Genomic DNA, 19503 nt, shown 5'->3' with positions numbered 1-19503 from the left:
GTTGCGGCGAAAGTTTGAGTCCAGATCGTTTGACTGCAGATGATTGTGTGCTACGTTTGCGATCCAATCGTTGGCATGCAGATTGATTTCTGCAAGATGAAATGGCGGGGAAGATGTCGGATCGGCAGTCGGAAGCTCTAGCGGCGACGCCGGGGATGAGTGCGCGCAAGAACCTCGTACTCCTGGTGCTGTGCGCGCAGCTCTTCCTGGACTCCATGGATGTCTCGCTGATGGGGGTCGCCCTCCCTGAGATGCAGGACGACATGGGCCTCAGCGCCGAGCAACTGCAATGGGTCATCTCGGGTTACGCCGTCGCCTACGGCGGGTTCCTGCTCCTGGGCGGCCGGGCGGCCGACCTGTTCGGACGGCGCCGGATCTTCTTCTGGGCCACGGCGTTGTTCGCCGTCGTGAGCCTGGCCGGCGGCCTGGTCACGGACGGGGGCCTGCTGATCCTCACGCGCGTGATCAAGGGCGTCGCCGCGGCGTTCATCGCGCCCGCGGCGTTGTCGATCATTACGACGACGTTCCCCGAGGGGCCGGAGCGCAACCGGGCGATGGGAATGTTCGGCCTCACCGGCGCGAGCGGCTACGCGGCGGGCCTGGTGTTCTCCGGACTCCTCACCTCGCTGAGCTGGCGGCTCACCTTCTTCGTGCCGTTCGTCGTGGCGACCATGGTCCTGCTGGCGGTGCGCGGTGTGATCGCTCCCGACGAGGAGCGGACCGGACGGCGCCCAGGTTTCGACGTCTTCGGTGCGGTCACCGCGACCGGTGGTGTTCTGCTGCTGGTCTTCGCGCTGACCCGGGCCCCCGAAGTGGGCTGGGGCTCCGCGGCCACCGTGGGCAGCCTGGCGGTGTCCGTGGTGCTGCTCGTCGCCTTCGTCGTGATCCAGGGTCGGCGTGCGGACCCCCTGGTCGACCTCTCGATCTTCCGCTCGCGAACCCTGGCCACCGCCAATGTCGTGGGTGTCGTCTGGGCCTGCGCCACCATCGGCTGGCAGTTCATCGCCCTGCTGTACCTGCAGAACACGCTCGGCTACAGCGCCCTGAAGGCCGGCATGGCGATCGTGCCGATGGCCGTATCCATCCTGATCGCGGTCAACATCGCCCCTCGCCTCATCGGCAAGGTCGGTCTGCGCGTCCCGGCCGTGATCGGCCTGCTGCTCCAGGGCCTGGGCATCCTGCTCTTCCTGCGGGCGGACGAGGACGCCTCCTACGCCGCCGTGCTGCTGCCGGCACTGATCATCCATGGGCTGGGCAACGGCACGAGTTTCCTGAGCTTCAACATCGCGGGCGTCAGCGGGGTCGCCAACGACAAGCAGGGCCTCGCGGCCTCGCTGATCCAGTCAGCCGTGCAACTGGGCGGCGGCCTCGGGGTCGCGGTCGGTGCGGCCGTCCTGGCCGCGGGGTCGGCCGACGTCGGGATGAGCGCGTACCACCGTGCCTTCCTCGCGGTCGGCATCTTCTCGCTCGTGGGCGCGGCCGCCTCGGCGCTGGGCCTCGGGGCGTCCGGTCCGTCCGGGGGCGCTGAAGAGGACTCGAGCGCCGGTGAGGCTGTGCAGTCCCACCCGAACGCCGGGCTCGAGAGCGGGCGATCGTGAGTGGGCCTGCGGCGTCCGTGGCCGGAGCGGGCGGCACGGAGTGGCTGTCGCCCGACGATCCCCGGCTCTCCTGGGACGGGGTCGCGCAGGCGGAATGGTCCAAGGAGGGCTGGCTGCCCCGGCGGATCCCCAGGGACCGGCTCGCCACCACGCTGTCGCCCAACTTCGCGCGCCTCGCGGCGATGCCCGCCGGCATTCGGTGCGGTGTCCGCACAGACGCGGAAGAGCTGGTCCTGCGGCTGATCGGGGAGGCGGGCAGCGCCCCCGTGGACATCCGGGTCGACGGAGTCCTCGTGCGGCGCGCCGAGGTCGCCGGGGAGCGGGAGATCACCGTCGCGCTGACGCCGGCCGCGGGCGCGGCCCCGTCGGCGAACGGCGCGGACTCGGCGCTCCGGGCCGTCGAGGTGTGGCTGCCGAACCTGGGTTTCGTGCTCGTCGCGAAGATCGGTTTCCGCGGGCACGGCACCCTGCTGTCTGCGCAGCGCCCCGGCCCGCGCTGGGTGACGTACGGAAGCTCCCTCACGCACAGCATGTTCGCCGCCGGTCCGTCGGAGACCTGGACCGCGCTGGTCGCGGCGGGGCAGGGCTGGCGGCTGCACAACCTCGGCTTCGCCGGCGAGGCGCACCTCGATCCGCTGGTCGCGCGGACGATCAGGAACCTGCCCGCCGACCTGATCTCGCTGGAACTGGGGATCAACGTCTACACGCGGGACACGTTCTCCGCGCGCAGTTGGGCCCCGGCGGTGTGCGGCTTCATCGACACCATCCGGGACGGGCATCCCGACGTGCCGATCGCGGTGATCACCCCGCTCTCGTCGCCGGACCGCGAACGGGCGGCGAACAACGTGGGGTTGACGCTCGAGCAGGTGCGCGCGTACACGGCGGAGGCAGTGCGGGTGCTCGAAGGACTCGGTGACAAGAACCTCTGCACCGTGGACGGACTCTCCGTCGTCCCGGTCTCGGAGGCGGCCGAGGTCTTCGCCGACGGACTGCATCCCACGGCGGCCGGCGAGCACGTCCTGGCCGACAGGATCGGCTCGGCGTTGCGCAAGGCCCTGTTGTCGCCGGTCTGACCCTGACAAGGGCCGGAGGGGCGGGCCCACGAGCAACCCGCAGCGGCGGACGGGTACATCCCCCGGCCCGATCTGCCGCTGCAGGTTTCCGCACGTCCCGGTGGCGCCGTATGTCAGGCGGCCTCGTAACCGAGCCGGGCGAGCACGCCCCACCGTCCGTTCTGCCGTGTCACGACATAGATCGAGTCGAAGACGCCGAGCGGACTTCCCTCGGCGTCATGCCGGCTGAACCGCACCTGGGCGTGCACATGGTCGGCGGAGACCTGCGGGAACTCGACCTCGTCCCAGGTGCTGTGGTGCCAGCCGGATGCGAGCAGCGCCTCGAGTTCGGCCTGCGAACTCCGTATGTATTCCTCGGGATTCTGCCAGGTCGTCACTGCCCCTTCGTGGACACGGATCTGGGGAAAGTGCAAGGTGCTGGTCCATTTCTCCAGATCATGACTGTTGAGGCCGTCGAGAAAAGCATCGAGGGCGGCGCGGGCCTCCTTCACTACATGGGTGAAATCGTGGAGAGAACGTGCAGTCATGGTGAGCCTTTCGGGCGCGATTCAAGCGGCGAATGCCGAAATTCTAACCCGAACCGGTCGACCGGGAGGGAAATTCCCGGCGCCTCGGTGTACGGCGGATTGTCGTGCGGATTTCCTGGTCTTGAGACCAGGAAAAGACTGGACGCCGGACCGAAGCCGAAGGAGATCCAAGTGCGGGAAAATCGAGTGCATTCCGGTCGGCCGGATGCGCGGGAGCTACGTCGGTAACTAATTCCGGCCGGCCGGAATTCAGCTGATCGAGTGGGCGAAGGGACGTCATGATGAGCTTGGCTGAGCGGTCGACGGTCGCCGGACCGCAGTGGGTCCGGTGAGCGGGCCGCACATCGTCCTCGTCGGTCCCATGGGCGTGGGCAAGTCCACGGTGGGCGCGCTGCTGGCCGGGCGGCTCCACTGCGGATTCCGGGACACGGACGACGACATCGTCGCCGCTCATGGTCGGTCGATCAGGGACATTTTCGTCGACGAGGGCGAACCGTACTTCCGTGACCTGGAGAAGCGGGCGGTGCGGGACGCGGTCGCCGGGCACGACGGGGTGCTCGCGCTCGGCGGCGGTGCCGTCCTGGACACCTCGACCCGTGCCCTGTTGCTCCCGCACCCCGTCGTCCACCTCACGGTGGAGCACACGGAGGCCATGCGGCGCACCGTGGTGGACTCCACCCGGCCGCTGCTGGCCCTCGACCCGCGTCGGCGCTGGCGCGAGTTGATGGATGCTCGTCGGCCCCTGTACTCAGAGGTGGCCAGAGTTGTGGTGGCCACCGACGGCCGTAGCCCCGAGCAGGTCGCCGAAACGATCCTTCGGGTCTTGGAGTTGAGCGACGCATGACCAGCCGGACGCGTAGCGGCTCCCGGGGCGGGGCCGGCTGTCGGTGCCACGCCTCCTGCCGACCGAGAGGCGCGACGGGCGCCCGGCGGTGTCCGCCCCGGACGGCACCGTCCTCATCACCGGCGGCACCGGGGCACCCGGCGGGCTCGTGGCGCGGCACCTCGTCACCGAGCACGGTGTGCGCCACCTACTGCTGGCAGGCCGCAGCGGCCCGGCTGCGGAGGGCGCGTCGGAACTCGCCGCCGAACTGTGCTCCCTGGGCGCCCAGGTCACCCTCGCCGCGTGCGACGCGGCGGACCGGGAGGCCCTGGCCGCTCTCCTGGCCATCGTGGAGCAGAACCATCCGCTGACCGCCGTCGTCCACGCGGCCGGTGTCCTCGACGACGGCACCCTGGAGGCGCTGACGTCCGAGCGCGTGCACCGCGTCATGGGACCCAAGGCCGACGCCGCCTGGCATCTGCACGAGCTGACACGGGACATGGATCTGTCCGCCTTCGTCCTGTTCTCCTCGGCGGCCGGTCTGCTCGGCGCCCCCGGACAAGCCAACTACGCGGCCGCCAACGGCTTCCTGGACGCCCTCGCCGTCCACCACCGCCGCCGCGGACTGGCCGCCCACTCGCTGGCCTGGGGCCTGTGGGAGGGCACGCGCCACCGGGCATGGCGGCGGGACTCGACGGACCCGCGCACCGCCGACTGGCGGACTCGGCATGCGGCCCATCCCCGCAGCGGAGGGCCTGGCGCTGTTCGACGCGGCCCCTGGCCGGCCCCGAGCCGGTCGTGGCGCCGCTCCACCTGGACCCGCGCCGACTCGACGGCGCCACCACACCGGCGCTGCCCGCGCGGCAGCGGCGCGCCGCCACGTCTCCCGCCGAGCCGGGGACCACCGCCGGCCCCGCCCAGCGCCTCGCCGCACTGCCCGAGGCCGAGCGGCTGCGCGAGCTCACCGAGCTGGTGCGGGCCGAGGCCGCGGCGATCCTGGGCCACGACAGCGCACGGGACGTCCCGGACGACCGCACGTTCTCGGAAGAGGGCTTCGACTCGCTCGCCGGGATCGAACTGCGCAACCGGCTCAGCGCCCTCACCGGCCTGCGGCTGCCGACGACCATGGGCTCGGCGGGCCCGACGAACCCGCCCAGGCCGCCCTGCCCTTCTCCTGGCGTGGCGTCCGGTTGCACGCCACCGGGGCACGGACACTCCGGGTGCGCCTGACGCCGGCCGACCCCCCGGCACCGTTGCCCTGGAACTGACCGACCCCACCGGAGCGCCGGTCGCCTCCGTCGAGGCACTGACTCTGCGTCCGGTGTCTGCCGTCCCCGGCGTCGGGGACCGCACGCTGCTGCGCGTCGACTGGACGCGGCCGGAGGATCTGGCGTTCTCCCCGGAGCCGGACACGCGCGCGTGGACCGTGGTCGGGGTCGCGCCCCTCGGTTCCTACGCGCGGGCCGACGGCCTGGCGCTGGTAGGAGAGGACACCGATACCGTCCTCGCGCCGTTCCTGGCCGCGCGGGATCCTCTGGACCCGGAGCCCGTCCACCGGGCACTGGACCTGATCCGGGCCTGGCTCTCCGGGAGCACCCTGTCGGGGAAGACCACCACCGCGGACCGACATCACTGCTTCTTCGGCATGGTGCCCCGGTCCTGCGGCGAGGCGGTGGCGGGGCCGGTGCCGTCCCGCGCGTCGAACTGGGAAAGTCAGGAGGACAGCGTGGCCAGCCAGCAGTCGATCTCGGAGTTCACGTATCCGGGGATCTCCTGGTGAAAGAAGTGCCCGGTGCCCGAGATCGCGACGGCCCTGCTGTCTGGGTGGGCGAAGGACCGTTGATCGGCTCGCATCCGGGCCGGATCGCGGTGAAGGGCCAGCATCGGCTGAGGCCGTCGGCGGAGCCAGGCGTCGGCTTCGGGCCGGAACCGGATACTGCCCGGGTGGAAGGCGTTGTGCCGGAAGATGCGCGCCCGGTTCTCCGGCGACAGCCACATGGCGGCCAGTCGGTGCCATTCAACGAGGTGCGCCGGAGTGTCCGGTCCTGCTGTCAGGTCGGAAACAATCTTCAACGCGGTGGCCTCGGCCGATGGGCCGTCGAGTTCGTCGGCCAGCGCCCGCATGCGAGCCCGGTTGCTGTCGGTGCCGGCGTAGTCCGGGTCGATCGAGACCAGGGCGTGCACGAGGTCGGGTCGGCGAGCCGCCAGTACGGTGGCCACGGAGGCTCCCATCGAATGTCCGATCAGGACCACTGGACCGGGCACGAGCCGTTCGATGAAGGCTTCGATGTCGCTGGCATGACGGATCGTCGAGTACTCGCTGTCGGACGGCCCGGTGCGGCCGTGCCCGCGCAGGTCGACGGCGAGCGCGCGGCAACGAGCCCGAATATGGGGGAGCTGGTGGATCCAGGTGTCGGCGCTGTCCCACATGCCATGGATCAGCACGGTCGGCATGCTGAGGGCACCTGTGTGTGAGGCGCCGGCCAGGGGCGGGACGTCGATGTAGAACAGCCTCGCCTCGGGTAGATCGATGAAGGACATCACGGATGCTCCCGCCTCGCATGTGCAGGATGGTGCGCTGTCGGGATGTCAGGACGCTGCCGCCGACAGACCGCCCATCCGTGTGGTCAGGTCACGTTCTGAACGGCGGCGAACCGTGTGGTGCTCGCGTCGGAGATCGCAGCAGCGTGCTCCGCCGTGCGTAGCTGGATGGCACCTGGGCTTCTTGTTTCCGTTCCGCCCCGGTTAGCTTTCCGGGCTCTGCTGAGTGACAGAGCGGACGGCGGCCGCCGCAAGGAAGACGGTGCACCGCTTGTCGGCAAGTGGAGGCTCCTCGGCCGCGGGAGGGATCGCCCGGTCCGGCACCAGATCTGGAGCGCCGGCAGTATCGCCCGGCCTCATATCCCCGCCCTCCGTTCGACGCCCCGCTGCACGGTTCGTGGCCAGGTCGCTCTATTAGAGACCGGCGTCCCATCCACCGTCCAAGTCCTCTCGAGCAGACCAGATATGCTCACCAGGCATCACCAAGAGGTGTACGGGAGACCGGATGGAATTGCGTCACCTGCGCTACTTCGTGGTGGTTGCTGAAGAGGGCTCAGTAAACCGTGGAGCCCAGCGATTGCTGCTCTCTCAGCCTTCCCTCAGCCGTCAGATCGTCCATCTGGAGCGGCTGCTCGGGCAGCGTTTGCTGCAGCGGACCTCGCGGGGCGTCGAGCTCACACCGGCTGGCCACGCACTGCTGCCGCACGCCTACCAGCTGCTCGCGATGGCAGACGCGACCAGGGAGAAGGTGGCTGGTGCGAAGGCTGTCCGCCAGGCGGTCACCGTCGGGGTCCCGCCGGGAACCGACGGCTTCTGGCTGATCGACATCGTCGACACCATCCGGGCCCGGGTCCCCCATGCGGCACCGGACTACGTCGAAGCCAACAGCTTCGAACAACTCCGCCTGCTCAGACAAGGACGGCTGGACATCTGCATCGTTCACCAGCCTCCGCCCGACGGCCATACGGTGCGGGAAGTGCGGCGGGACCCGCTCGGAATCGCCGTCCGGCCGGACCATCCCCTGGCGGCCAGGGGGACGTACCGGCTGAGCGACCTCGACGGGCTGCGGATCCTCCTGCACTCTCAGGACCAGGTTCCCGAACGGCAGCACGGGCTCATCGCGACCGCGCAGGCCACCGGCATCCGGCCTCACTGGCACTTCTCCCAGTTCACCGAACACGTCCTCGCACACGCCTACGCGACCGAATCCGACGCGGTGCTGGTGGCCGCCCACACGGCGGCGTCCCAGCTTCCGGCCTGGCGCTGGGAGCCGCTCAGCGACATGCCACTGATGATGACGACCTGGCTGGCGACGGAATCCGACACCCGCGTGGTCGTCCGAGAGGTCGCGGAAGCGATCACCGCCCTTTCCCCTGACGACGGCGTCACCTGAGTCACCGACGACGGTGAAAGGAGGACATACGCCGACGGCAGCAGCCTCCGGTCGAAGTTCGCTCGGAGATGCGACTCGGGCCAGCACAGGCGGCAGTTGCCGCTCGTCCGTACCACCACAGAGAACCCCAGGCACAACCAAGATCCCCGACCGTAAGGATGCGGGAGGCACCGCTCAAGGGTCTGACCCGATCCCCGATTGACGCTCCGGCTGTCCTCACTCTGAATCGTCGACCTGCCGAGCGGTGCCATTGCGCGTACCGGCTCGGCGATCGTGACCTCATAGGAGCTTGACCGATGCGGTCCCATCACAGTCGTGTCCGTCCGCTGAGCCGGTACGCGCGAGCTCACACGACCTTTCCACGCGCTGGCGGGCCGGCAGTTGGACATTCTGTTCGTCAAGCGCCGGGGTGGTGCGCCGGTCTTCGTCGCCCTGCCGCCAGTGGATGTCGGACAAGGCCAGCGCGGCGACCTCTCCGGCCCGCAGGCCGAGGCGAACGAGCAAGGTCAGGATCGCGAAGTCCCGGCATCCGGTCGTCGAACCCCGGTCGCAGGAGGCCAGCAGCGCGGTGACCTGCTCGTCCGGCAGCCCTGGGGGAGACGTCACGAAGGAACTCGCGGACGTCATCGTGACGGCCATGGTCGCCCTGGACACCGTGAGCGGGGCCGGCGCGGCGGTGGTGGAGCACCAGATCGAGGGCCGCGCGCCGGATGAGATCACGGAGGCCGGGGACATCCGGCTCCTCCAGGTCCGCGCGATCAACGGGGACATGGGGAAAGGTGCCATCGCCGTACACGGGGCACTGGGCACGGGTCCGCACGGTGAGGCAGTCGAGGTGCCGCACACGTGGGAGGACGTGGAAGCGCACCTCGACCGGCTCGGCCTCACTGCCGCCGCCGCGCTGGATGACCTCACCGGCGATGCCTGGGACACGGCGGATGAGCGGCTGCGTTTCCTCGTGGCGAGGGTCGCGGCCTGGGCCGGACATGAACCTCAGCTGACCCGCTCCACCCTCTGTATGGAAGGGCCCGCACGCCGTGCGGGCCCCTCCCATGTCACCCCTTGCTTTGCGGACGCACACACCCTAGGGGGTGCATCCCGCCTCCCAGGTGGGAGACGAGTGGGAGATGATCATGGCGTGGTGATGCAGTCAGGCGCTAGGAAATGCTAGGTAGCGCTACATGTGTGCACTGCGTCTAGCCGGCGGACTCACCCGCGTGCGGGCTCAGCACGCCCGCGCCGATCAGGATGAACAGAACGATGCCCAGGATCACGCGGTAGATGACGAACGGCATGAAGCTCTTCGTCGTGATGAACTTCATGAACCACGCGATGACCGCGTAGCCGACCACGAACGCGATGATCGTCGCGAAGATCGTCGGCCCCCAGGAGACGTGCCCCTCGCCCGCGTCCTTCAGCTCGTACGCGCCCGAGGCCAGCACCGCCGGAATGGCCAGCAGGAACGAGTAGCGTGCCGCCGCCTCGCGGGTGTAGCCCATGAGCAGACCACCACTGATCGTGGCACCCGAGCGGGAGACACCCGGGATCAGGGCCATCGCCTGGCAGACGCCGAAGATCAGGCCGTCCCGGACACCGAGCTCCCGCAGGGACTTGCGCTCCTTGATCGCACGGTGCTTGCCACCGGTCTCGTCGCGGGCCGCGAGCCGGTCCGCGATGCCGAGGACGATGCCCATGACGATCAGCGTCGTGGCGATCAGGCGGAGATCACGGAAGGGACCCTCGATCTGGTCCTTGAGCGTGATGCCGAGCACACCGATGGGAATCGAGCCGATGATGACCAGCCAGCCCATCTGGGCGTCGTGGTCGCCGCGCATCGAGGAGTCCCTCAGCGACCGGAACCAGGCCGAGACGATCCGGACGATGTCCTTGCGGAAGTAGATGAGGACCGCTGCCTCGGTGCCGATCTGCGTGATGGCGGTGAACGCCGCCCCCGGGTCGTGCCAGCCCGCGAACGCGGCGGTCAGCCGCAGGTGCGCGCTGGAGGAGATCGGCAGGAACTCGGTCAGTCCCTGAACGAGGCCCAGGACGAATGATTCGAACCAGCTCATGGGGCTTTGGCCATCCCGGAGGTGTTCATGCAACGGCCGACGGACAGGAAGGCCGTCGGCAACGTGCGGATGTGGTCAGAAAGGGGACGGGACGCCACGGCCCCGGACATCCTCTGTCGGTCGCGCGCAGCGTATCGCCTGTAGGTGAACGGACTCCCCGGTGCCCCCGGTTACGACGCCTCGCCCGCCTCGCCCAGCCGGTGACGCCTGCGCCACGCCAGCAGCACCGCGCCCGCACCGGAGAGCACGATGAAGCCCGTCGCCGCCAGGAACGCCGGCGACGTCGGAGAGGACGCCTCGCTGCCCGCGATGACGTAGGCCGCCGTGTTGGGGATCGAGCCGAGCCCGGTCGCCAGCAGGAACGGCGGATACCCCATCCGTGAGGTGGCCGCACAGTAGTTGGCCGCCGCGAACGGAACCCCGGGGAACAGCCGCAGTGCCAGCATCGAGCGGAATCCGTGCCGGCTCAGCAGCCCGTCCGCGGCCTTGAGCCACTTGCCGCGCAGCAGCGTGCGCAGCGCGTCCTGCCCCAGCACCCGGCCCAGCATGAACGAGACCCCGGCCCCGAGCACGGTGCCGGCCAGGGCGGCGGCCAGACCGGTCTGCGCGCCGAAGAGCGCACCGGCGGCGAGATTGAGCAGCGGACGCGGCACGAACGCCACCGTGCATACCCCGTACGCGACGCCGAACAGCATCGCCGCGGCCGAACCCGTCAGATGAGGTGGCCAGCCCGAGGCCAGCAGCCGCTGTGGTTCGAACAGCAGCATCGTGGTGCCGGCCGCCAGCAGCACCGCCACGAGCAGGGAGAACCGGGACCAGGGGGAGAGCAGTACCCTCGTGCAGCGCACTGCGAGACCGCCGGCGGGCCGGGCGGCGGGGACGGGGTCGAACATCTGGGGAGACTAACCGAAACAGGCGTGTGATCGCCGTAATGTGCACGGCATGAGTCCCTCGGCGCACACCGCCCCCACCGTGCCGGACAGTGCGTGGGCCGACACGGTGCTGGAGCGGCTCACCACCCTGTACCCCCGGGCGGCCGACCCGGAACGGGCCGCCTCGGCAGCCGCCTACATGAAGAACGTCGCCCCCTTCCTCGGCATCGCCACCCCGCAGCGACGGGCCCTGTCCCGGACCGTCCTGGCAGACACCGGACGGCCGGACGAGGCGGACTGTACGGCGATCGCGCTGCGCTGCTGGGAGTTGCCGGAACGCGAGTACCAGTACTTCGCCGCCGACCTCCTGCGCCGTCACGTGGCGCGGTGCTCCTCCGGATTCCTCCCCGTCCTGCGCCATCTCGTGTCGGCCGTCCCCTGGTGGGACACCGTCGACGTGCTCGCCGTCCATGTCGCGGGACCGCTCGTGACGGCCGATCCGCGGCTCGGACGCGTGATGGACCGGTGGATCGAGGACGACGACCTCTGGATCGCCCGGACGGCCCTCCTCCACCAGCTGCGGTACAAAAAACGGACCGACACGAACCGGCTGTTCGGCTACTGTCTCGCCCGCGCCGGCCATCCCGACTTCTTCATCCGCAAGGCGATCGGCTGGTGCCTGCGTGAGTACGCCAGGACCGACCCGGACGCCGTACGCGGCTTCGTCGACGGAGCGGGGGACCGGCTGTCCCCGCTCTCCGTGCGCGAGGCGCTGAAGAACATCGGCTGAGACCCGGCGGCGGATCCGTCGACCGGGCTCCGCCACGGCGGAACGCCGTCCTGCCCACCGAACAGCTCGTGCCCGCCCGAAAACTCGCTCGACGTGGGTGTGCGGCTGAGTCATGATCAGGGCATGTTCCGGTACGCCTTCCTCGCAGCGCAGTCCGCAGTCGCGGACACGCCGAAGGCTGCCGTGAACCCCACGGTCGCAAACGCGGCAGTCGCGACGGCAGCTGCGGCAGCAGTCGCCGCAGCGTTCACCGCTGCGGCAGCACCCTTCGGCGGCGCCCGAAGCTGACCCTCCCCCGACAGTCCGGCGGACCCCGTGAGGGGAGGGTCGGCAGGGCCCTGGGGTCTTCTTTTCTCAGCTTCGAATTCCAAGGAACGAGCCATGCCCAAGACGGCATACGTGCGCACCAAGCCGCACCTGAACATCGGCACCATGGGCCACGTCGACCACGGCAAGACCACCCTGACCGCCGCCATCACCAAGGTCCTGAGCGACCGCGGGACCGGCACCTTCGTGCCGTTCGACCGGATCGACCGGGCGCCCGAGGAGGCGCAGCGCGGCATCACCATCAACATCTCGCACGTCGAGTACGAGACGGACACCCGTCACTACGCGCACGTCGACATGCCGGGCCACGCCGACTACATCAAGAACATGGTCACAGGAGCGGCGCAGCTCGACGGAGCGATCCTCGTCGTGTCCGCGCTCGACGGGATCATGCCGCAGACCGCGGAGCACGTCCTGCTGGCCCGTCAGGTCGGTGTCGACCACATCGTGGTGGCCCTCAACAAGGCCGACGCGGGCGACCCCGAGCTGACCGACCTGGTCGAGCTGGAGGTCCGCGAGCTGCTCTCCGCGCACGGCTACGGCGGCGACACGGTGCCCGTCGTCCGGGTGTCGGGGCTCAAGGCGCTGGAGGGGGACCCGCGCTGGACGGCGGCCATCGACGGGCTGCTGGACGCGATCGACACGTACGTACCGATGCCGGTGCGCTACACCGACGCGCCGTTCCTGCTGTCCGTGGAGAACGTGCTCACCATCACGGGCCGCGGCACCGTCGTCACCGGTGCCGTGGAGCGCGGCACGGTGCGTGTCGGGGACCGGGTGTCGGTGCTCGGCGCGGACATCGAGACGGTCGTGACCGGCCTGGAAACCTTCGGCAAGCCGATGGAGTCCGCCGAGGCCGGGGACAATGTCGCGCTGCTGCTGCGCGGGGTGGAGCGCGACCGGGTGCGCCGCGGCCACGTGGTGGCCGCTCCCGGCAGCGTCAGCCCGAGCCGGCGCTTCACCGCGCAGGTGTACGTCCTGTCGGCCAGGGAAGGAGGCCGCACCACGCCGGTCACCACCGGGTACCGGCCGCAGTTCTACATCCGTACGGCTGACGTGGTAGGCGACGTCGACCTCGGCGACACGGCCGTGGCACGGCCGGGCGAAACGGTCACCATGACCATCGAGCTCGGCCGTGACGTCCCGCTGGAGTCCGGCCTCGGCTTCGCGATCCGCGAGGGCGGCAGGACCGTCGGCGCCGGTACGGTCACCGGCCTGCTCTGACCCAGGAACCGCGGAACCCGCCTCCCACCCTGCACGGGGGGGGGGCGGGTTCCGTGTGTCCGGCACGCCTCGGAAAGGGGGAACAATGGGCGCGTGAACGAGCCGATACCCGTCATCCGCACCACCGACTGCGGCACCGCCCGGCTGCTGCCCGATGTGGACCGGGACCGGGCCTGGCTGCTCACGGTCGACGGAGCCCCGCAGTCGTACGTGGACCTCGACGACCCGGAGTACCTCGAATTCGAGTACGTACGCCGGCTCGCCCACGTCGTGGACCGGGCGGGCGAGCCCGGTGCGGCGCTGGACGCCGTGCACCTCGGCGGCGGCGCGCTCACCCTGCCCCGCTACGTCGCGGCGACCCGCCCCGGCTCCCGGCAGGACGTCGCCGAGACGGACCGGGGACTGATCGAGCTTGTCCACGAACATCTCCCGCTGCCCGAGGGGGCCGGGGTCACCGTGCACGGCACCGACGCCCGGGGCTGGCTGGAGCAGGCACCGGAGGATTCCGCCGACCTCCTGATCGCCGATGTCTTCGGCGGTGCGCGGGTACCGGCCCAGCTCACCTCCGTCGAGTACGCGCGGGCTGCCGGGCGGGTCCTGCGCGCGGACGGAATCTACGCGGCCAACCTGGCCGACAGCGCGCCCTTCGGCTTCCTGCGCCCGCAACTCGCCAACTTCGCCGAGGTCTTCGGTGAGCTCGCGCTGATCGCCGAGCCGGCCGTGCTGCGCGGCCGGCGCTTCGGCAATGTCGTGCTCGTCGCTTCGCGGAGCCCGCTCGACATCGCACCGCTGACGAGGCTGTGCGCAGCAGACGCGTTCCCCGCCCGGGTCGCCCACGGGGAGGCGCTGACGCGGCTCATCGGCGGTGCCCGGCCGGTACGGGACGAGGAGGCCGTCGCGTCACCCGAGCCCCCCGACGGGGCCTTCGGTATCGGCTGACGCCTGCGCGGGTGCCTTCGCCGACGGCTGCGCGGGCGTCGGCGCCGGGACCGTGGTGCCGGCCGTTTTCACGGTGCCGGTGCCGCGCCGCGTCAGATTCCGTACGTCCGGGACGAACAGCACCCCCACCGTGACCACCACGATCAGCACGGCGCAGCCCCACAGGGCCTCGCTGCGTCCCACCAGCGTCTCCACCGGACCGGCCGCCGCCGTCGCGAGCGGCACCATCGCGACCGATCCGAACCAGTCGTACGCCGAGACCCGGGACAGCTTCTCCTCCGGGATCTCCTGGTGGAGGGCCGTCATCCAGGAGACGCCGAACACCTCGATGGCGACCCCGGTCACGAACATCACGCCGCACAGCGCCGTGACCGGCAGGGGGATCGCGAGGCCGGCCGACGGCAGGGCCATGGGGAACACGCAGAGCGTTCCGGCCAGCAGCAGCCTCCGGGGCTTCCAGCGCATCATCAGCAACGCCCCGCCCAGTGTGCCGACCCCGAACGCGGCGAGCGCGAACCCCCACGGACGCGCGCCCCCGAGCTCGTCCCGTGCCACCAGCGGGCCGTACACCGCCTCGGCGGCCCCGACGACGGCCACGACCACGGAGAACTGCAGCACGATGGCCCAGAGCCAGGGGCGCCCCGCGACCTCCCGCCAGCCGTCGCGCAGATCGGCGAGCAGCCCGCCGCCCGGTTCTCGTACGGGGATGTGGCTCACGTCGAGGAAGGCCCGGAGCGTACCGGCGACGGCGAACGCCGCCGCGTCGACCGCCAGGACCCAGCCGGGATCCATGGCCGCGATCATCGCGCCGCCGAGCGCGGCGCCGCCGATGGCCGCACCGTGCATGGACATCCGGAAGAAGGCGAAGGCGCGCGCCGCCTGGTCACCGCTGACGCTGGACATCAGCATGCCCTCGGCCGCCGGGTTGAAGAAGGCCTGCCCGGTACCGCACAGCGCCGTCAGCAGCATCATCTGCCACAGCTGGGGGTCGCCGGCCAGCACGAGCCAGGCGAACACCGCCTGGGACCCGCAGTTGAGCGCGTTCGCCGCCACCATCACCCGGTGCCGCGGCAGCCGGTCCGCGATCGCGCCGCCGATGAGCAGGAAGAGCACCAGCGGTGCGGTGCGTGCGGCGGCTACCAGGCCCACGTCGCCACCGTCGCCACCCGACTCCAGAACCGCGAAGGCCGCCGCGATCAGCGCGCCATGGGTACCCAGGCTCGTGATGATCGCGGCGGCGGTCAGCAGTCCGTAGTTGCGGCCGGTCCGCAGGGGGCGGAGCGCGGGGGGCGGGGAGGCGGCGGCGGAAGTCACCGAAGGACTATCGCCGCCGCGGCCCCGTACTGCCAAATGGATTGACCCGGGCGCGGACGCCCGAGGTCAGGACGCGCTCTCGGCCAGCCGGACGGTGCTGAGGATCTTCTGGATGGTGGTGTCCGGGAGTTCGTCGTCGACTCCGGCGTTGGCGTAGAGGATCCAGGACGAGTACTCGTCCTTTGCGTTCTTGAAGGTGAACGCGATCGACTTGCCGTCCGTGTCGCACTTGTTCTTGTTGGCCAGCCCCGTGGCGGTTGCCGTCACGACGCTGCCGGAGAGACCGGACTTGGTCGTGTACGGCTTGGGCTTGCCGATCTTGACCTTCTCCTTCGGGTCCTCCTGGGCGTACGCGGCCCACACCCAGTTGGCGGCCTCGTTGGTGGCGGCCTCGTCGGTGCTCTTCGCGCCCTGGCCGCCCTTGGTGCCGACGCCGGCCAGACCGGTGTCCTCGTCGCGGCCGTCCTTGTCGGAGTCGTCGACGCACCACTTGCTCTTGTAGTAGGCCGGTGCGGAGAAGCCGACGGCCGGCTTGCCGGTGGGGTTCTTGACGTCCTCGAAGCCGGCGAACACACCGCTGCCCGAGACCTCCCAGTCACCGGGCACGTCGAACTGCGTGCCCCACTTGGGGTTGGTCACGACCTTCCAGCCGGGAACGGTCGGCGCGGCGTCCTCACCGCCCCGCGGATTGGCCGCGGGGGAGGAGGCGGCGTCGGAGGGCTTCGCCGAAGGTGACGCCTTGCCGCCGCCGGTGACGGTCGTGCTGCCCTTGTCGTCGTCCTTGTTCATGACGACGACGCCGGTGACGACAGCCGCCACGACGACCGCGGTGGCGGCGACGATCGCGACGATCGTCGTCTTCTTCTTGTCGTCCGGCTTCGGACCGCCGGGCTGACCGCCCGGCACCGCGTACTGCGGCACGGTGGGCTGCTGGTACGGATTGGGCTGCGGGTAGCCGGGCTGCCCGCCCTGCTGCCCGGGCTGGCCCTGCGGGTAGCCCGGTTGCTGATATCCCGGCTGCTGATAGGGATTCGGCTGCTGGTACCCCGGCTGCTGGTACGGGTTCTGATTCTGGTCCTGCGGGTTTTGCTCGCCCCCGGGCGGCTGCTGTCCTGGCCACATGGCCAGTAACCATAGAGGGGTGCGGGCCCCGCTGCTACGGCCGCCCCTGTGAGGGGATGGTCAAAGAGTGCTACTCGCTAGTAACGTAACGGCCATGAGCACGGATGAGATGACAGTCGGCGACATGCTGTCCGCGAGCGTTCCGATGGTGCGGACCCTCAACCTCGAGTACCTGGAGACGACCGCGGAGCGTGCTGTGCTCTCGCTGCCGGACCAGCCCGAATACCACAACCACCTCGGCGGACCCCACGCCGGAGCGATGTTCACACTGGCCGAGTCGGCGAGCGGCGCGATAGTCGTCGCCGCGTTCGGCGACCAGATGGCGCGGGCCGTTCCGCTGCCCGTCACCACGGAGATGGCGTTCAAGAAGGTGGCCATGGGCCGTCTCACCGCTACGGCCACACTGGGCCGCCCGGCGGCCGAGGTCGTCGCCGAGTTGGACGAGGGCAAGCGGCCGGAGTTCCCCGTGGCCGTCGAGATCCGGCGGGCGGACGGTGCGGTGACGAGCGAGATGAGCGTGGTCTGGACACTCCGTCCGAACCGCTGACCCGGCAGCCGGCCCGGCATCTGCCTTGACCCGGCCCGTTCGCGCGGCCGGGACGGGACTTCCACGCCGGCCGGCCCGGTAGGCTGCCCGCCGTGCACCTGTGGTGCACGGCGGGCAGATTCTTAGCGGGAGGAACAGGCGTTGCACGTCCAGGAGTGGCTCGAGACCGTCCCCGCGGTCAGCATTTACCTCCTGGTGGGGGTCGTCATCGGACTTGAGAGCCTGGGCATTCCGCTGCCGGGCGAGATCGTCCTCGTCAGTTCGGCGCTCCTCGCCTCCCAGCACGGTGACATCGACCCCGTGGTACTCGGCGCCTGCGCGTCGGCCGGAGCGATCATCGGGGACTCGATCGGTTACGCCATCGGCCGCAGGGGCGGACGTCCGCTGCTCGCCTGGCTCGGGGGCAGATTCCCCAAGCACTTCGGGCCCGCCCAGATCGCCATGGCGGAGCGGTCGTTCGAGAAGTGGGGCATGTGGGCGGTCTTCTTCGGCCGCTTCGTCGCACTGCTGCGGATCTTCGCAGGACCCCTGGCCGGTGTCCTGCGCATGCCGTACTGGAAGTTCCTCATCGCCAATGTGTTCGGCGGCATCCTCTGGGCCGGAGGCACCACGGCCGTCATCTACTCGGTGGGGGTCGTCGCCGAGGCGTGGCTCAAGCGCTTCTCGTGGCTGGGCCTTGTGGCCGCGGTGCTGATCGGGCTCACCTCGATGCTGGTGCTGAGGAACCGGGCCAAGAAGGCGGAGCAGCAGTCGGCGGAGGAGCCGCAGCGGCCGCCCGAGCCGGCCGCGGTGGCCGTCGCGGACTGACTCCGGATACGTCCGGGGCTTTGCCGCCGGGCTGTCCTGGGCGCGCGGGAAGGCCGGTGCCGGTAGGGCGCCGGGGAGCAGCCTGTTCCCCGGCGGTCAGGCCTCGTGCGCGGCGCGGTGTGCCTTCGCCAGCTCCGCGTATCCGGCCGCGTTGAAGGCGATACCCTCACGCTCCTCGGCCGTCAGCTCCCGCTTGACCTTGGCCGGGACACCCGCGACGAGAGAGCCGGGCGGGACCCGCATCCCCTGCGGCACCAGAGCCTGTGCGGCGACGAGTGAACCGGCACCGATGTGCGCCCCGTTGAGCACGGTCGCGCCCATCCCGATCAGGACGTCGTCCTCGATGACGCAGCCGTGCAGCACGGCGTTGTGGCCGACGGAGACTCTGGCACCCACGACCAGCGGGAAACCGGGGTCCGTGTGCACGCTGCAGTTGTCCTGGATGTTGCTCCGGGGGCCGATCGAGATCGGACCGCAGTCGGCACGCAGCACGGCCTGGTACCAGACGCTGGAACCGGCGGCCAGTGAGACCTCACCCAGGACGACGGAGGTGGGCGCCACGAAGGCGTCCGGGTCGACGTCCGGCTCCTTGCCACCGATGCCGGTGATCAACGCCTGCTCTGCCATCGCCTGCTCCTCCGCTGCGGGGGTGGTGCGGTCGCGCGCCCACGGGTGTCCTCAGGTGAACGGTAGGCGACGCGTTCCTCGTCCCGGAGGGGGGTGGGGTGAACATCACAGCCGGTCCCGGGGATCCGCTCGTCACGGCCGACTACCGTGAGCGGGTGCCGAAGAACAGAAACACGTTCTCCTTCCCGCTGGCCCGTTGGCGGCGTCGCGTCCTGTCCCGGGCGGTCCACCGGGGCTGGGACTGGGTGCGGGAGACGGGGGCGGTCACCGCGCAGCATCCGGGCCGGCTCAGATTCGGCCGGATCGGCACGGGGACCCGGCTGGCCTTCCCGCAGGGCACCGTGTTCGGCGAGCCGTGGATCGAGCTCGGAGAGCACTGCATCATCGCGGAGCAGGTGACGCTCACAGCCGGACTGATGCCCGATCTGGACCTCGGTTCGGACCCCATCCTGACCCTGGGCAACGGAGTGGTGCTCGGGCGCGGAAGCCATGTCATCGCGGACACCACGGTGACGATCGGCCCGGACACGTACTGCGGCCCGTACGTCTACATCACGTCCACCAACCACAGCTACGACGACCCGGACCAGCCTGTCGGCAAGCAGTGGCCGCGTATGGAGCCGGTCGTGATCGGCCCGGGCTGCTGGATCGGCACCGGAGCGGTGATCCTCCCCGGGGCCAGCCTCGGCCGCAATGTCGTGGTCGCGGCGGGAGCCGTCGTACGGGGAGAGGTGCCCGACCACGCGGTGGTGGCGGGGGCGCCGGCCCGTGTCGTGCGGAGCTGGGACCCGGAGAAGGGCTGGCAGCCGCCCCTGCGTACGCTCGCACCGGTCCCGATCCCCGAAGGGGTCACCCCTGAACAGCTGCAGGCCGTGGCGCACCTGCTGGAGGACACCCCGCAACCCTGACC

At 70.4% G+C, this 19503-nt stretch carries 21 protein-coding genes and 1 pseudogene; 14 read left to right on the top strand and 8 right to left on the bottom strand.

The genetic code is table 11. The annotated features are described in order from the left end of the window. Window positions 1–155 precede the first annotated feature (155 nt). Both OG524_RS04940 and OG524_RS04935 read left to right on the top strand, forming a co-directional pair. Window positions 156–1598, top strand: coding sequence for an MFS transporter (locus OG524_RS04940; RefSeq protein ID WP_405809231.1), 1443 nt, complete (start codon window positions 156–158; stop codon window positions 1596–1598). Next, window positions 1595–2671, top strand: a complete 1077-nt coding sequence (locus OG524_RS04935; RefSeq protein WP_405392164.1) for a GDSL-type esterase/lipase family protein — start codon at window positions 1595–1597, stop codon at window positions 2669–2671. Before OG524_RS04940 ends, OG524_RS04935 begins: the two co-directional genes overlap by 4 nt. Window positions 2672–2784: 113 nt before the next feature. On the opposite strand, the gene OG524_RS04930 is transcribed toward OG524_RS04935, so the two are convergent. Beyond that, entirely contained in the window at window positions 2785–3198 is a 414-nt protein-coding gene (locus tag OG524_RS04930; protein ID WP_405809229.1) for a hypothetical protein, read from the bottom strand. 328 nt (window positions 3199–3526) lie between these two features. Here OG524_RS04930 and OG524_RS04925 point away from each other — a divergent pair, with 328 nt between their 5' ends. From OG524_RS04925 to OG524_RS04910, 4 genes and pseudogenes are all read left to right on the top strand, one after another. Continuing rightward, window positions 3527–4042, top strand: coding sequence for a shikimate kinase (locus OG524_RS04925; protein ID WP_405809227.1), 516 nt, complete (start codon window positions 3527–3529; stop codon window positions 4040–4042). Between the two features lie 43 nt (window positions 4043–4085). Beyond that, window positions 4086–4628, top strand: a pseudogene (locus tag OG524_RS04920) (SDR family NAD(P)-dependent oxidoreductase); the annotation flags it as partial. Window positions 4629–4819: 191 nt separating this feature from the next. After that, window positions 4820–5251: an acyl carrier protein gene (locus OG524_RS04915; protein ID WP_405809225.1), complete on the top strand. Its 432-nt coding sequence runs from the start codon at window positions 4820–4822 to the stop codon at window positions 5249–5251. 91 nt (window positions 5252–5342) lie between these two features. Further along, window positions 5343–5801, top strand: a complete 459-nt coding sequence (locus OG524_RS04910) for a hypothetical protein (protein ID WP_405393428.1) — start codon at window positions 5343–5345, stop codon at window positions 5799–5801. On the opposite strand, the gene OG524_RS04905 is transcribed toward OG524_RS04910, so the two are convergent. Next, entirely contained in the window at window positions 5735–6562 is an 828-nt protein-coding gene (locus tag OG524_RS04905) for an alpha/beta fold hydrolase (RefSeq protein WP_405392167.1), read from the bottom strand. The genes OG524_RS04910 and OG524_RS04905 overlap by 67 nt on opposite strands. Before the next feature lie 505 nt (window positions 6563–7067). Here OG524_RS04905 and OG524_RS04900 point away from each other — a divergent pair. Further along, window positions 7068–7955 carry a LysR family transcriptional regulator gene (locus tag OG524_RS04900; RefSeq protein ID WP_405392168.1) on the top strand — a complete coding sequence of 296 codons (888 nt, stop codon included), beginning with the start codon at window positions 7068–7070 and terminating at the stop codon, window positions 7953–7955. Between the two features lie 279 nt (window positions 7956–8234). On the opposite strand, the gene OG524_RS04895 is transcribed toward OG524_RS04900, so the two are convergent. Next, window positions 8235–8594, bottom strand: a complete 360-nt coding sequence (locus OG524_RS04895; RefSeq protein ID WP_405809222.1) for a hypothetical protein — start codon at window positions 8592–8594, stop codon at window positions 8235–8237. On the opposite strand from OG524_RS04895, the gene OG524_RS04890 reads away from it, so the two are divergent. Next, entirely contained in the window at window positions 8593–9126 is a 534-nt protein-coding gene (locus tag OG524_RS04890; RefSeq protein WP_405809220.1) for a hypothetical protein, read from the top strand. The genes OG524_RS04895 and OG524_RS04890 overlap by 2 nt on opposite strands. A 25-nt stretch (window positions 9127–9151) precedes the next feature. On the opposite strand, the gene OG524_RS04885 is transcribed toward OG524_RS04890, so the two are convergent. Together OG524_RS04885 and OG524_RS04880 are read right to left on the bottom strand one after the other, a co-directional pair. Further along, the gene (locus OG524_RS04885; RefSeq protein WP_405392171.1) at window positions 9152–10024 is read right to left on the bottom strand and encodes an undecaprenyl-diphosphate phosphatase; all 873 of its coding nucleotides are present in this window, start codon (window positions 10022–10024) and stop codon (window positions 9152–9154) included. 170 nt (window positions 10025–10194) lie between these two features. Further along, window positions 10195–10917, bottom strand: a complete 723-nt coding sequence (locus OG524_RS04880; RefSeq protein WP_405809219.1) for a TVP38/TMEM64 family protein — start codon at window positions 10915–10917, stop codon at window positions 10195–10197. A gap of 49 nt (window positions 10918–10966) precedes the next feature. Between OG524_RS04880 and OG524_RS04875 the strand changes: the two genes are divergently transcribed. The 3 genes from OG524_RS04875 to OG524_RS04865 all read left to right on the top strand — a co-directional run bounded on the left by OG524_RS04875 (window position 10967) and on the right by OG524_RS04865 (window position 14176). After that, window positions 10967–11686, top strand: a complete 720-nt coding sequence (locus OG524_RS04875; protein ID WP_405809217.1) for a DNA alkylation repair protein — start codon at window positions 10967–10969, stop codon at window positions 11684–11686. A 381-nt stretch (window positions 11687–12067) separates the two neighbouring features. Further along, window positions 12068–13237 (top strand): elongation factor Tu, encoded by a 1170-nt coding sequence (tuf, locus tag OG524_RS04870; protein ID WP_405392174.1) that lies wholly within the window; start codon window positions 12068–12070, stop codon window positions 13235–13237. 93 nt (window positions 13238–13330) lie between these two features. Beyond that, a complete protein-coding gene (locus OG524_RS04865; protein ID WP_405809214.1) occupies window positions 13331–14176 on the top strand; it encodes a spermidine synthase in 846 nt (281 codons plus the stop codon). Here the strand turns inward: OG524_RS04865 and OG524_RS04860 are convergent. Together OG524_RS04860 and OG524_RS04855 are read right to left on the bottom strand one after the other, a co-directional pair. Next, a complete protein-coding gene (locus OG524_RS04860) occupies window positions 14138–15490 on the bottom strand; it encodes an MFS transporter (protein ID WP_405392176.1) in 1353 nt (450 codons plus the stop codon). The two genes, OG524_RS04865 and OG524_RS04860, sit on opposite strands and share 39 nt — an antisense overlap. Window positions 15491–15556: 66 nt before the next feature. Continuing rightward, window positions 15557–16612, bottom strand: a complete 1056-nt coding sequence (locus OG524_RS04855; protein ID WP_405392177.1) for a hypothetical protein — start codon at window positions 16610–16612, stop codon at window positions 15557–15559. A 109-nt stretch (window positions 16613–16721) separates the two neighbouring features. On the opposite strand from OG524_RS04855, the gene OG524_RS04850 reads away from it, so the two are divergent. After that, window positions 16722–17159 carry a DUF4442 domain-containing protein gene (locus OG524_RS04850; RefSeq protein WP_405393317.1) on the top strand — a complete coding sequence of 146 codons (438 nt, stop codon included), beginning with the start codon at window positions 16722–16724 and terminating at the stop codon, window positions 17157–17159. Window positions 17160–17300: 141 nt separating this feature from the next. Then, window positions 17301–17966, top strand: a complete 666-nt coding sequence (locus OG524_RS04845; protein WP_405392178.1) for a DedA family protein — start codon at window positions 17301–17303, stop codon at window positions 17964–17966. A gap of 96 nt (window positions 17967–18062) precedes the next feature. On the opposite strand, the gene OG524_RS04840 is transcribed toward OG524_RS04845, so the two are convergent. Continuing rightward, complete coding sequence (locus tag OG524_RS04840; RefSeq protein WP_405392179.1) at window positions 18063–18593, bottom strand: gamma carbonic anhydrase family protein; 531 nt, start codon at window positions 18591–18593, stop codon at window positions 18063–18065. A 155-nt stretch (window positions 18594–18748) separates the two neighbouring features. Between OG524_RS04840 and OG524_RS04835 the strand changes: the two genes are divergently transcribed. Beyond that, window positions 18749–19501 (top strand): acyltransferase, encoded by a 753-nt coding sequence (locus OG524_RS04835; RefSeq protein WP_405812428.1) that lies wholly within the window; start codon window positions 18749–18751, stop codon window positions 19499–19501. Window positions 19502–19503 lie beyond the last annotated feature (2 nt).

This window comes from Streptomyces sp. NBC_01520, from assembly GCF_045040375.1.
GTDB lineage: Bacteria > Actinomycetota > Actinomycetes > Streptomycetales > Streptomycetaceae > Streptomyces.
Note: the sequence above shows the minus strand (reverse complement) of the source record. Positions and strands in the feature narration are given on the sequence as shown.